Annotated in this window: 12 protein-coding genes; 7 read left to right on the top strand and 5 right to left on the bottom strand. The window is 67.8% G+C overall.

Annotated elements, in window-relative coordinates; genetic code table 11:
• Positions 1-11: 11 nt before the first annotated feature.
• Together AC3ANX_RS14860 and AC3ANX_RS14855 are read right to left on the bottom strand one after the other, a co-directional pair.
• On the bottom strand, positions 12-1,814 hold the full coding sequence (locus AC3ANX_RS14860) for a right-handed parallel beta-helix repeat-containing protein (RefSeq protein ID WP_488334035.1): 1,803 nt from the start codon (positions 1,812-1,814) through the stop codon (positions 12-14).
• A gap of 14 nt (positions 1,815-1,828) precedes the next feature.
• Positions 1,829-2,170 (bottom strand): hypothetical protein, encoded by a 342-nt coding sequence (locus tag AC3ANX_RS14855; protein WP_488334034.1) that lies wholly within the window; start codon positions 2,168-2,170, stop codon positions 1,829-1,831.
• A gap of 158 nt (positions 2,171-2,328) precedes the next feature.
• Here AC3ANX_RS14855 and AC3ANX_RS14850 point away from each other — a divergent pair, with 158 nt between their 5' ends.
• From AC3ANX_RS14850 to galU, 3 genes are all read left to right on the top strand, one after another.
• Positions 2,329-3,735: a sugar transferase gene (locus AC3ANX_RS14850; protein ID WP_488334033.1), complete on the top strand. Its 1,407-nt coding sequence runs from the start codon at positions 2,329-2,331 to the stop codon at positions 3,733-3,735.
• Entirely contained in the window at positions 3,735-4,733 is a 999-nt protein-coding gene (locus AC3ANX_RS14845) for a PDZ domain-containing protein (RefSeq protein ID WP_488334032.1), read from the top strand. The genes AC3ANX_RS14850 and AC3ANX_RS14845 overlap by 1 nt, the downstream gene beginning before the upstream one ends.
• Positions 4,734-4,897: 164 nt before the next feature.
• Positions 4,898-5,767 carry a UTP--glucose-1-phosphate uridylyltransferase GalU gene (galU, locus tag AC3ANX_RS14840; RefSeq protein ID WP_488334031.1) on the top strand — a complete coding sequence of 290 codons (870 nt, stop codon included), beginning with the start codon at positions 4,898-4,900 and terminating at the stop codon, positions 5,765-5,767.
• 96 nt (positions 5,768-5,863) lie between these two features.
• Here galU and AC3ANX_RS14835 read toward each other — a convergent pair whose 3' ends face one another.
• Complete coding sequence (locus AC3ANX_RS14835; protein ID WP_488334030.1) at positions 5,864-6,667, bottom strand: metallophosphoesterase family protein; 804 nt, start codon at positions 6,665-6,667, stop codon at positions 5,864-5,866.
• A gap of 180 nt (positions 6,668-6,847) precedes the next feature.
• Between AC3ANX_RS14835 and AC3ANX_RS14830 the strand changes: the two genes are divergently transcribed.
• Complete coding sequence (locus AC3ANX_RS14830; protein WP_488336964.1) at positions 6,848-7,318, top strand: Fur family transcriptional regulator; 471 nt, start codon at positions 6,848-6,850, stop codon at positions 7,316-7,318.
• Positions 7,319-7,409: 91 nt separating this feature from the next.
• Here AC3ANX_RS14830 and AC3ANX_RS14825 read toward each other — a convergent pair whose 3' ends face one another.
• Positions 7,410-7,946 (bottom strand): GNAT family N-acetyltransferase, encoded by a 537-nt coding sequence (locus AC3ANX_RS14825; protein WP_488334029.1) that lies wholly within the window; start codon positions 7,944-7,946, stop codon positions 7,410-7,412.
• 96 nt (positions 7,947-8,042) lie between these two features.
• Here AC3ANX_RS14825 and dxs point away from each other — a divergent pair, with 96 nt between their 5' ends.
• Positions 8,043-9,968, top strand: a complete 1,926-nt coding sequence (gene dxs / locus AC3ANX_RS14820; protein WP_488334028.1) for a 1-deoxy-D-xylulose-5-phosphate synthase — start codon at positions 8,043-8,045, stop codon at positions 9,966-9,968.
• A gap of 80 nt (positions 9,969-10,048) precedes the next feature.
• On the opposite strand, the gene hemW is transcribed toward dxs, so the two are convergent.
• Positions 10,049-11,203, bottom strand: coding sequence for a radical SAM family heme chaperone HemW (hemW, locus tag AC3ANX_RS14815; protein ID WP_488334027.1), 1,155 nt, complete (start codon positions 11,201-11,203; stop codon positions 10,049-10,051).
• A 37-nt stretch (positions 11,204-11,240) separates the two neighbouring features.
• Here hemW and AC3ANX_RS14810 point away from each other — a divergent pair, with 37 nt between their 5' ends.
• Positions 11,241-11,786 carry a CAP domain-containing protein gene (locus AC3ANX_RS14810; protein WP_488334026.1) on the top strand — a complete coding sequence of 182 codons (546 nt, stop codon included), beginning with the start codon at positions 11,241-11,243 and terminating at the stop codon, positions 11,784-11,786.
• Positions 11,787-11,866: 80 nt separating this feature from the next.
• Complete coding sequence (locus AC3ANX_RS14805) at positions 11,867-13,156, top strand: aminotransferase class V-fold PLP-dependent enzyme (protein ID WP_488334025.1); 1,290 nt, start codon at positions 11,867-11,869, stop codon at positions 13,154-13,156.
• Positions 13,157-13,161 lie beyond the last annotated feature (5 nt).

The following is a 13,161-nucleotide window of genomic DNA, read 5'->3' as shown; positions in this document are numbered from 1 at the left end:
ACGATAGCGGTTCAGGGCGTCTCGTCGGCGGGCGCGCGTTCGGGCTCGGGTGCGGGCGGCGCGGCGGGGGCGAAGGCGGCAGGCAGCGCCGCCACCGCCGAGGGCGCACCGCCACGCGTGCGATTGCCGCTCAGCGTGCCGAGCGCCTTCGACTGGACGTACACTGTCGCCACGCTGTTGTCGGTGACGGCGGCATGCCCGTTCGTGCCGATCAGCGCGATCGGTAGAGCGGTGCTCCCTCCGTCGTCGATCACGCGGTTGCGTGCGATCTCGGCGCGGTGCGGGGTGATGCCGGGCGCGGTATCGGCGATCGCCGCCGAACCGGGCGCTTGCGCCGCCGTCACGCGGATCTCGTTATCGGTGATCGTCGCCTGCACCGCACTGTTGCCGATCGCGCGCAGCGGCGTGGCGGCGGCGCGGTCGAAGCTCATGCGGTTGCGCGTCATCGTCAGCGTGCCAGTCGCGCCGTAGGTGAGGTCGCACTCGACATTCTCGAAGCTGTTGCCGTCAATCACCAGTCGCGTGAAATAGCTCGGCAGGCACACGCCGACGCCGCTCTTGCCGCCCCATACGAAGCGGTTGCCGATGAACGATATGTCGACCGCGCCCGGCTGGCGTGCGAACCCGGCGCTGCGCAAGGCGAACAGCGCGCGCCCGCCGCTCTTGCCATAGCGCGCGCCATATCTGGCGGGCAGAGCGGCGGCGCTGCCGTCCTGATAGACCTGGTTGTTGCGGAACACGATGTTCCTGGCGGCATAGAAGGTGGCGAGTCCGAAGTTCGACGCGTTGCGCACGATGTTGTCGTGCGCAAGCGCGTTGAAGCAGCCCTCGAAGTCGATGCCGACGTCGAGCATCTCGCTCACCTCGTTATGCGCGACGAGAATGCCGTCGCCATTGTTGCCGTAGATGCCGCCGTTGGCACCGTGGACCTTGTTGTGCGTGACGTAGATGTCGCGCGCGCGGCGCAGGAACTGGGTCGCGCCGCCCTGGTTGATCCGCGCAGCGCCGCCAAACCAACTGATGTTGGCGAAACGCCCGACATTGCCGACCGCGGCGATGCGGCGGCCGTAATTGACGCGCAGGATCTGGCTCATGAACGCGCCGCCGTCGATGCGATTGTCGTAGGCGAGGATATCCTCGTTGAGATCGTCGCCGTTCGCCGAGAAGCCCGCGACCAGCGCGGGGTCGTGGATGTCGGTGCGCCCGTCGCGGACGAGCCGGCGCAGATGCGCGACGAACAGCCCGCCGATCCGCTCGCCCGAACAGCGCGTGACGGAGATCTTGCGCACGTTCAGCCCGCGCAGGATCGTGCCGTTAAAGGGCAGCGGCGCGGGCCGCACCACGCGCAGGGAATCGATATGCACGCCGGTCACGAAGGTCGCCGGATCCTTGCCGGCGGGAAGTGCCAGGAACGGGTCGCGCTGGCGGCCCTCCCACCGGATCACCGAGGCGTCGCCCGCGCCGAGGATCGCGAGCGGCCGGGTGATCGCGACCGCGCGCGTCAGCCTGAGCGTGCCCGCCGGGATCAGCAGCACGCTTGCGTCGGAGGCGATCGCCTGTTGCAACGCGGCGGTATCGTCGCTCTGCCCGTCGAGCTTCGCGCCGAAGCTGCGGATATCTTTGCCGCGCGTGCGCCACTGGGCGAACTCGGCATAGAGCGCGGCGCGGGTGGGTGCCCAATGCGGCCAGCTCGGGTCTTCGCCGCCACCGCCATGCTGGGCGAGCGTCGCGCGCACCGCCAGCGCGCCGCCGCCCAGGCCCAGCAGCGGCAGCACCGCGCGGCGGCTGAGGGTGATCGCATCGGATTTCCGCATCGGGGCTCTCCTGCCTATCGCGTTCGCGCCGGCCGGCGCGTGGCGGCCCATAACGTCAGCGCACACAGCACGCAGGGCCATAGCAGGGTGTTGAACACATCCTGCTCGGTATCGCGCACCTGCCATGCCTGAAGGATTGGCCAGGTCGCGGCGAGGTCCATCGTCTCGTTAAACGCCTCGAGCAGAACGACGCCGGCCAATGCCCAAAGCGGGCCACGACGCCGACGCGTCAGCAGCCGCAGCGCGATATAGATCGCCATGCCGAGGTGGATGTGGAGGATCGAGCGGCCGAGTTCGCCGGGCGGCGCGACGAGGTTCTTCACCATTTCGAAGTTCGCGACCAAGCCCATCGTCACCGTCTGCCCGTGCCTGTGCCCCCGCGCCTTTCGCATACCAAGGTTCGTCTGCGAAACAACCGCCAATCCGGCGCATGTTGATGCGGCGCACCATTTGTGGCATTCTGTCGGCTCCCTTCTGCCGACCCGTCGGAGCCGAGGGCTGGGGATTCATCCGCGTGGCCACGTTCGAGAGCAAACAGGACGAGAGCGACCGCGTGTCGCTTGATCCTTCCGCGCTCGCGCCGCGGCGCATTTCCAAGCAGATGGTTCGCGGGCGCCTGATGCTCGGCATGCTCGGGGTCGATCTCGTCGCGATCACCGGGCCGATCGTGCTCGCCGCCTGGGTGCATCTCGGCTATTTCTTTGGCTTGCGCGTCGGCAATCTGCTCACCTTGGTGCTGCCGCTCTATTGCCTTATCGCCTTGCAGACGAAGGCATTTTCGCTGCGGAACATCATCAAGGCACCGCGCAGCATGCGCAAGGCGTGCTTCGCCTTGCTCGGCGCGTTCGCGATCGGCCTCGCCATCACCTTCGGTACGCGCTCCAACGAGACGCTGTCGCGTGTGCTGGTCGTGTCCGGATGCTTCGCGAGTTGCGCGTCGCTGGTGGTGGCACGCGCGATCTTCGCCGACCTCGCCGCGCGCGCGCTCGGCGGCACGCCCGCGACCGAGATCGTCATCGTCGACGGGGTGGAGCCGCCACCGGGCTGCACCGCGCTGCGGCTCGACGTGGAGGGCGCAGGGATCACCCCCAACGTCAACGATCCGATGATGCTGCACCGCATCGGCGAATATGTCTTCCAGGCCGATCGCGTCATTATCTGCTGCCCGCCCGAGCGACGCGGCAAATGGGCATTGGCGCTAAAAGGGGCGGGCGTGCAGGTCGAGGTGCTGGCGCCCGAACTCGACGCGCTCGGTGCGATCGGCACCAGCACCTATCACGGGTTCGCCACCGCCGTCGTCGCGGTCGGTCCGCTCAACGGTATCGACCGCGTGACCAAGCGCATCTTCGACGTGGGCGTTGCGGGTGCGATGCTGATCGGGCTGCTGCCGCTGCTGGTGGTGGTCGCGATCGCAATCAAGCTCGATTCGAAAGGGCCGGTCTTGTTCGCGCAGCAACGCGTCGGTCAGGGCAACCGGCTGTTCCGGATGCTCAAGTTCCGCAGCATGTACGTGTCGCAAACCGATGCGAGCGCGAGCCGCCTCGTCACGCGCGGCGACCCGCGCGTTACGCGGATCGGCTGGTTCATTCGCCAGACCAGCATCGACGAACTGCCGCAGCTTTTCAACGTGTTGCGCGGCGAGATGAGTGTCGTCGGCCCGCGCCCGCACGCGACTGGCGCGCTGGCGGGGAGTGCGCTCTATTGGGAAGTGTCGGCGCATTACTGGAACCGCCATGCGGTCAAGCCCGGCCTGACCGGCCTCGCGCAGGTACGCGGATTCCGCGGCAATACCGAGACGGGTGCCGACCTGCTCAACCGCTTGCAGGCCGATCTCGCCTATCTCGAATCCTGGACGATCTGGCGCGACGTGATCCTGGTGCTCCAGACCTTCAAGGTGCTGATGCACCGCAACGCCTTTTGATGCACACAAGCGCAAGGCTGTTCGGCTGGCTCGCGCTGGCGGCGTGCGCGGTGCAGCCGGTTGCGGCCGCAGATGCGCCTGATGCCACGCGCGCCACGACATTGGCGGCGTTGCGCGCAGCCGACATGGAACTGGCCGGCATCGGCTACCGGCTCGTGACCGCCAATGCCGCTTTGTGCGACCAGCGCCAGCCGACGTTCGGCATGCCGCTCCAGGCGATCACGCAGTATGACGCCGCCTCGCGCGAGGATGCGCGCGCGGTGTTCGGCTTTGCGTCGCTGATCGCCATCGAGGGGGTCGTGCCGGGGAGCCCGGCCGAGCGCGCGGGCCTGCGCGGCGGCGACTCGATCGTCGCGATCAACGGCATGACCCAGCCGACGCTCGCGCAGGCGGGTGCCACCGTCAGCACCAGCGATCGCGATGCGGTGCAGGCGACGCTCGATCGCGGCACCGGCGACGGTCCGCTCGCGCTGCGTATCCTGCGGGGCGTCACCCCGCGCGAGGTGACGGTGACGCCGGTCGCCGGGTGCCGCGCGGCGTTCGAGGTGCTGCTCGGCGGCGCGTTGAAGGCGCTATCGGACGATGTCCGCGTGCAGATCGGCGGCGGCTATTTCGACCGGTTCGATGCCGATGCGGTCGCGGTGGTCGCCGCGCACGAACTCGCGCACATCATCCTGCGCCACCCCGCGCAACTGCGCCGCGCGCGCGGCTGCCACATGCTCGCCGCCGAAACGCGCCGCACCGAAGCGGAAGCGGACCGGTTGAGCGTCTATCTGCTCGCCAACGCCGGTTATGATCCGCTGCTGCCGGTGCGCTTCTGGCAGGGGCCGGGCGTGCAGCTCGAACGCCACGGCTTCGATACGGATCACGGCAACCCGGCCGAGCGCGCGGCGGCGCTGGCGGCAGCGGCCACGTCGGTCGCGGCGGGCGGTGCGAAACCGCTGTCGCCACCCGATTATGCGCAACTGGTCGCACGCGTCGAACGCCCCGGCTGCTGATCCGCCCCGCGACGGGCGATCTGATCCGTTTCGGTGCGCTGCACTGCGGCAAGCCTGTCGACAAGCCCGCGCCCGCCCCGGTATAGGCGAGGCCGCACCGGACCGATCGGTTGCGGGTTCCACAGCTTTCCACCACCCCCAGTCGCTTTCGGAGATCAGGACGCATGAGCATCAAACCGGTACGCAAGGCGGTCTTCCCGGTGGCGGGCCTGGGAACGCGGTTCCTGCCGGCGACCAAGTCGATGCCCAAGGAAATGCTGACCGTTCTCGACAAGCCGCTGATCCAGTACGCGGTCGAGGAAGCGCTGGAGGCGGGGATCGAGCAGATCATCTTCGTCACCGGTCGCGGAAAGAGCGCGCTGGAGGACCATTTCGACGTCTCCTACGAGCTTGAGGATACGATGAACCGGCGCGGCAAGTCGCTCGCTGTGATCGAGAATATCCGCATGAAGCCGGGTTCGCCCGTCTATATCCGCCAGCAGGAGCCGCTCGGCCTCGGCCATGCGGTGTGGTGCGCGCGCGAGATCGTCGGCGACGAGCCGTTCGCGGTGCTGCTGCCCGACGAGCTGATGGTCGGCACGCCCGGCTTCATGAAGCAGATGGTGGAGGCGTATAATCAGGTCGGCGGCAACGTCGTCGGCGCGCTCGAGGTCGCGCCGGCCGAGACGCACAAATACGGCATCATCTCGCCCGGCAAGATCGACGGCCGGCTCACCGAGGTGACCGCTTTGGTCGAAAAGCCCGCACAAGGCACCGCGCCGTCGAACCTGATGATCCCCGGCCGCTACATTCTCCAGCCCGAGGTGATGCGCATCCTCGAAAAGCAGGAGACCGGCGCGGGCGGCGAGATCCAGCTTACCGATGCGATGTTGCAGTTGATCGGCACGCAGCCGTTCCACGGTTTCACCTTCGAAGGCGAGCGTCACGATTGCGGCGACAAGACCGGCTTCATCCAGGCGAACCTCGCGCTGGCGCTTGCGCACGATGACATCGGGCCGGCGGTGCGCGAGTTCGCGAAGAAGCTGCTCGGCTGATCGATCCCCGGCGAAAGCCGGGGTCCAGTTGGAAAGGTTGGCGTTACGGAGCGCAGCGCCAATTTACGCCCGCTCCGTAGCTTCGGCGGGGATCAGTCAGGCCGCGCTGCGGCGGGCGATATCGACCGGCGCCTTGGCCGATTCGAACAGCCAGCGGCGGGTGCCTTCGATGCCGAGCACCGTCAGCCGCCCGCTATACACCGCGCCGGTGTCGATGCCGATCCGGTTGGCGCGCAGTTCCGGTTCTTCGGTCACGGTATGGCCGTGGACGATGATGCGGCCGTGGTCGGCGTTGCTTTCGAGGAACGGACTGCGGATCCAGCGCAGATCGCTCTCCGACTGATCGGCGAGGGGGATGCCCGGCCGGATGCCTGCGTGAACGAAGACGTAATCGCCGCGAAACACCATCTCGTCACAATCGTCGAGCAGCGCGACGTGCGCGGGCGGCACCAGTTCGCGCAGCCGGTCGCCCAGCGCCTCGTTCGACAGCGTGTCGTATTCCTCGCGATTGATGCCGTAGCTGAACAGCGTCTCGCGGCCGCCGATCTTGATGAACATCGGCAGCAGGTTGTCCTCACCGTGGAGGATGCGGAGGAAGATCTCCTCGTGGTTGCCGAGCAGGACGCTCATGCTGCGCCCGCTCTCGCGCAGTTCGACGACGCGCGCGACCACGTCGGCCGAATCGGGGCCACGGTCGATCAGATCGCCCAGGAAGATGATCTCGGATTGTGTGTCGCCATCCTTGGCGTCCTGCGCGTCGATCTGCCGCAGCACATCGTCGAGCAAATCGCGCCGGCCGTGAATGTCGCCGATCGCGTACAGCCGCGAACCGTAGGATGCCGCTGCCCTCTGCCGTTCCGGCTGGCGTTCACGACGACGGTTGAGAATACGGCCTAACATCTACGCTTGAACACTCGCCTCGTGCTTTGGTTCACCGTCACCTGCGAAAACGCGCGACGGTTTCCATGCTGCGCCGCAATACCGCAATTTCGCCCCGACCTCAATCGTGCAAGCGTCCCGCTGCGGCAGGCCGGGATCGCGCGGCTTGCCGCCGGGGTCGGGAACGCCTATTTCCCGGCGATGGCGAGCCATCATCTTCACCAGGAACCGCAAGGCGATGATCTCGCGCGCGCCGCGCAGCAGACGCTCGAGCGATCGGGTGAGCAGTGGACGACGATGCGCGCGCACATCTTCGCCGCGCTGGCGAGCTTCGACAAACCGGCGTCGGCCTATGACATCGCCGAGGCGGTGTCGAAGGCGGAGGGTCGCCGGGTCGCTGCCAACAGCGTGTACCGCATCCTCGATCTGTTCGTGAATTCCAACCTCGCGCGGCGGGTCGAAAGCTCGAACGCCTATGTCGCCAACGCGCACCCCGACTGCCTGCACGACTGCATCTTTCTGGTGTGCGACACCTGCGGGCAGACCACCCACCTCGACGATGATCGCATCACCAGCGGCGTACGCTCGGCGGCGACCAAGGCGGGGTTCTCGCCGGTGCGCCCGGTGATCGAGGTGCGCGGCATCTGCGCGGAGTGCGACTCGGCGGAATAGGCGTCGCCCCGGCGCAGGCCGGGGCCGCCGCGTCTGACGCGGAACAATCGCCAAGCCACCCAGCGGCCCCGGCCCGCGCCGGGGCGACGGTTTAGAGGCGTTTGCCCATCCGCACGCCGGGCACCGCGACGCCATCGGTGTTCATCCGCTCCACGCGCTCGATCGTCTCATACCCGCACGCACGGTAGAGCGGCTCGCCCGCCAGCGTCGCCATCATCTCGGCGCGGCCGAAGCCCGCTTCCCGTGCGGCGGCTTCGCACACGGCGAGGGTCATCCGCCCGACGCCGCGCCGCGTGAAATCGGGATCGGTGTACATCGCGCGGATCCGTGCTGCGTCGCTGGCGGGGTCGAGCACCGATCCGTCGCGCAGCGACACGCTGTGGTTGCCGCCGTACAGCGTCGCGCGGAAACTCCAGCCGCCGCAGCCGGCGAGTCGCGCGCCGTCCTCCACCACGAAATAGGTGCCGTCCTCGATCAACTGCGTATCGAGCCCCATGCTCAGCCGGCTCGCCGCGACCTGTTCGGGGGTGAGGAAGCCGTGCTGAAGTGCGCCGATCGCGCGCTCCATCAGCGCGGCCATGGCGGGAATGTCGGCGGCGACGGCGAGGCGGTGGGTGAGATCGATCATGCAGGCGTTGTGGTTTTGCCACGTATCTGCGGTCAAGTCGCATGTCGCCTGATCGCGACAATCGACAGTCCCGCCCGGCTTCGCTAAGGACGCGCGATGGTTGACGCTTCCACCACGCCGCTCCTCGACACCGTCGATACGCCTGCCGATCTCCGCCGACTCGCGCCCGATGATCTCCGCCAGCTCGCCGACGAGCTGCGTCAGGAGACGATTTCCGCCGTCGGCCAGACCGGCGGCCACCTCGGTTCGGGGCTCGGCGTGGTCGAGCTGACCGTGGCGATTCACTATGTGTTCGACACGCCGCGCGACCGGCTGGTGTGGGACGTCGGCCACCAATGCTACCCGCACAAGATCCTGACCGGACGGCGCGACCGCATCCGCACGCTGCGCCAGGGCGGTGGCCTGTCGGGCTTCACCAAGCGCAGCGAGAGCGAATACGATCCGTTCGGCGCGGCGCATTCGTCGACGTCGATCTCCGCATCGCTCGGCTTCGCGATCGCCAACAAGATCGCCGACAAACCCGGCAAGGCGATCGCGGTGATCGGCGACGGCGCGATGTCGGCCGGCATGGCCTATGAGGCGATGAACAACGCCGAGGCCGCGGGCAACCGCCTCGTCGTGATCCTCAACGACAACGACATGTCGATTGCGCCGCCGGTCGGCGGGCTGTCGGGCTATCTCGCCCGGCTCGCGTCGAGCAAGGAGTTCCTGGGCTTGCGCGATCTCGCCAAGCGCGTCGCCAAGCGGCTCCCGAAGCCGCTCGCCACGAGCCTCAAGAAGACCGACGAGTTCGCGCGCGGCATGGCGATGGGCGGCACCTTGTTCGAGGAACTCGGCTTTTATTACGTCGGCCCGGTCGACGGGCATAATCTCGAACAGCTCATCCCGGTGCTCGAGAACGTCCGCGACGCGCCCGATGGGCCGATCCTGGTCCATGTCGTGACGCAGAAGGGCAAGGGCTATGCTCCGGCCGAGGCGGCGGCGGACAAGTACCACGGTGTCCAGCGCTTCGACGTCATCACCGGTGCGCAGGCCAAGGCGCCGCCGGGGCCGCCGCAATATCAGAACGTGTTCGGCCAAGCGCTGGTCGAGGAGGCCAAGACCGACAAGACGATCGTCGCGATCACCGCGGCGATGCCCTCGGGCACCGGGCTCGACGCGTTCGCCAAGAGCTATCCCGACCGCTTCTTCGACGTCGGCATTGCCGAGCAGCACGCCGTTACCTTCGCCGCCGGGCTCGCCGCGCAGGGGATGCGGCCGTTCTGCGCGATCTATTCGACCTTCCTGCAACGCGCCTACGATCAGGTCGTGCATGACGTGGCGATCCAGAATCTGCCGGTGCGTTTCGCGATCGACCGCGCCGGGCTGGTCGGCGCGGACGGTGCGACCCATGCGGGCAGCTTCGACGTGACCTATCTCGCCTCGCTGCCAAACTTCGTGGTGATGGCGCCGTCCGACGAGGCGGAACTGGTCCACATGGTCCACACCGCCGCCCAGCACGACAGCGGGCCGATCGCGGTGCGCTATCCGCGCGGCAACGGCATCGGCGTCGCGTTGCCCGCCACGCCCGAGTTGCTGGAGATCGGCAAGGGCCGCATCGTGCGGCAGGGGCAGAAGGTCGCGATCCTCTCGCTCGGCACCCGGCTGGGCGAGGCGCAGAAGGCGGCCGAGGCCTTGGAAGCACGCGGCCTCAGCACCACCATCGCCGACCTGCGCTTCGCCAAGCCGCTCGACGAAGCGCTGATCCGCAAGCTGCTGTCGACGCACGAAGTCGCCGTCACGATCGAGGAAGGCTCGGTCGGCGGCTTAGGCGCGCATGTGCTGACCTTCGCGTCGGACGCGGGTCTGATCGACGCGGGGCTCAAGCTGCGCACGCTGCGCCTGCCCGACACCTTCCAGGATCAGGACAAGCCCGAGGTGCAATATGCGCAGGCGGGTCTCGACGCGGACGGCATCGTCGAGACGGTGCTGAAGGCGCTGCGCTACAATTCGGACGGCGTGGTCGAACACGCCCGCGCGTAACCGTCGCCCCGGCGAAGGCCGGGGCCGCTGTGTCGCTTGGCGTGGCGCTCGCCCGGTTGGGAACGCCGCCGGGGCGACGATCAGCCGCGCACGATCTCGGGCAGGATCGCGTCGAGCAGCAGCATACCCGCCTCGGTGACGGCGAGGTGATCGCCGTTGCGCGCGAGCAATCCCTGCGCGGCCAGTCGCGCCGCCTTCGCCTCGTCGATCATCGCCGCCACCGCCGCGTCGCCCAGTCGCGCCACGCGTGCGAGATCGATCCCCTCGCGCAGCCGCAGCCCCATCAGCAGCGCCTCCTTGGCGCGGTCGGCGGGCGCGAGCGGCTCCTCGATCTGCGCGCCGTGGCCGTTGCGCGCGACCGCGCCCATCCAGTTCTCAGGCTTCTTGTGGCGCGCGGTCGCCAGCCCGCCGCGCCGCCCGTGCGCGCCTGGGCCGATGCCGGCATAATCCTGATAGCGCCAATAGACGAGATTGTGCCGGCTCTCCGCGCCTAACCGCGCGTGGTTGGAAATCTCATAGGCCGGCAACCCCGCCGCCGCCGTCATCGCGCGCGTCGCCTCGAACAGGTCCGCAGCCGCGTCGCCATCGGGGATGACGATGCGCCCGGCCGTCGCATCTGTGGCGAAGCGCGTGCCGGGTTCGATGGTGAGCTGATAGAGCGACAGATGCTCGGTGCCGAAGCCGATCGCGCGGGCGAGTTCCGCCTCCCAGGCGGCGAGGCTCTGGTCGGGACGTGCGTAGATCAGGTCGAAGCTGACGCGCGCGAAACAGCCTTGCGCGGTCGCCAGCGCGGCCAGCCCTTCATCGACACCATGCGCGCGGCCGAGGAAGCGCAAGGCGTTGTCGTCGAGCGCCTGCAACCCCAGCGACACGCGGTTCACGCCTGCCGCCGCCAGATCGGCGAAGCGCGCCGCCTCGACCGAGGAGGGGTTCGCCTCCAGCGTGATCTCGATATCGGGCGTGAAGCCCCACGCATCTTCCGCCGCGCGCAGGATCGCCGCCACCGTGGCGGGCGGCATCAGCGAGGGCGTGCCGCCGCCAAAGAAGATCGAGCCGAGCCGCCGCCCCGGCAACGCCTGCGCCTCATAGGCGAGATCGGCGAGCAACGCCTTCGCCCACGCCGCCTGATCGACCGATTCGCGAACATGGCTGTTGAAATCGCAATACGGGCATTTCGAGACGCAGAACGGCCAATGGACATAAAGCGCGAGCGGTGGGGTTTCGCTTGGGGGCATCCCGCGCCATCTATGGACCCGCAAGGGATGTGGGAAGATGCGGAAGATACTGTTGTTGGCGCTGGCGCTCGCCGCGTGTTCGCCGCCCGGCCCCGCGAGGATCACGGAGCCGCGCCTTGCCGAGCAGCCCGCGCGGGGGTTGAGCCTGCTGCGGCAGGCGATGCTCGACGGGCATAACCGCGCGCGCGCCGCCGTCGGCGTCGCGCCGCTGGTGTGGGACGACACGCTCGCCGCGCATGCGCTCGACTATGCGCGCACGCTGGCCGCCGAACACCGATTCGAACATGCCGAGCAGCCGATGGGGCCGGGGCGCGAGGGCGAGAATCTGTGGACCGGCACGCGCGGCGCGTATCGCTACGACGAGATGGTCGGCGGGTTCGTCGATGAGAAGCGTTTCTTCCGCAACGTCGTGACGCCCGATTTCAGCACCACCGGCAAGTGGGAGGACGTTGCGCACTACACGCAGATCGTGTGGCGCGGCACCACGCGGTTCGGCTGCGCGCTCGCCAGCAACGAGCGCGACGATTATCTGGTGTGCCGCTATACGCCGCCGGGCAACGTCGTCGGGCAGGTCGCTTTTTAGTTTCTTCATAGGAATAACGATTGTGCGGCGCAGCGAAGCCGCTACCCTCGCGCGGGACTCATGCCAGTGCCGAGGTGCCGATGCTGAACCGCCGTTCCCTGCTCGCGACCGCAACCCTGGGCGGGATTGCCGCGCCATTCGGCCGCGAGGCGTTCGCCGCCGCGCTGGAGCCAGTGGCGATGCCCGCATCCGGCCTCTACGAACGCGATGAGGACGCCTATTGGGCGACTTTGCGCAAACAGTTTCTGATGCCGGCGGAACTCGTCAACCTCAACAACGGCACGGTCGGCTCGTCCCCGCGCCCGGTGCTCAAGGCGGTGTTCGACAGCTACCAGCAGACCGAACGGATGATGCAGCCCGAGCCCGAGGATTATCCGATCTGGGGCTATGGCCCGTGGCCCGAGTTCCGCAAACCCTTCGCCGATCTGGTAGGCGCGCACGTCGACCAGATCGCAATGGTGCGCAACGCGACCGAGGCGAACAGCTTCGTCGGCAATGGCTTCGACATGCGCGCCGGCGACGAGGTGCTGATGTCCGACGAGGAGCATGGCAGCGGCATCGCCCCTTGGGAGCTGCGTGCGAAACGCTACGGCATCGTCGTCAAGACCTTCGCGATGCCCAAGCCGCCCAAGAGCCCCGACGAGATCCTCAACCGTATCAACGACGCGATTACACCGCGCACGCGCATCATCTTCGTCAGCCACATCAGCACCAACACCGGCGTTGTACTGCCCGCCAAGCAGATCGCCGCACTGGCGCGCTCCAAGGGCATCGTCTCGGCGTTCGACGGCGCGCATGCTGCGGGGATGGGGAAGCTCGACCTCAACGATATCGGCTGCGACCTCTATACGGGCTCGATGCACAAATGGCTTTTCGCGCCGAAGGGCACCGGGTTCCTCTACCTGCGCGACGAAAGCATCATGGACCGCGTGTGGAACACCACCGTCACGCATAGCTGGGACGATCCGACGCTCAAGGCGGCGCGCTACCAGCAGTTCGGATCGTCCAACATCCCGACGATGATGGGGCTGAACGCGGCGCTGGCGATGGCGCAGGGCATCGGCATCGACCGGATCGAGAAGCGCCACCGACAGATGGCCGATTATCTCCACGCCGAGATGATGAAGCGTGGCGCGGAGAGCTGGACCTCGCCCGATCCGGCGATGCGCTGCGCGATCATCACGGTCAACGTGCCGCCGGTGCAGCGCATGGAGTTGGAGACGTGGCTGTGGAAGACCCACACGATCCGCATCCGTGGCGGCGAGCCGAGCAAGCTGAGGCTGTCCACGCCCTATTACCTGTCGAAGACCGACCTCGACCGGTTCCTCGACGCGTTCGACGCATTCCGCAAGATGAAGGGGATCGCCTGATCCCT

Source organism: Sphingomonas sp. BRN-1R (genome assembly GCF_057748035.1).
The sequence above is the reverse complement of the archived record's forward strand: the minus strand, read 5'-3'. Positions and strand labels throughout refer to the sequence as shown.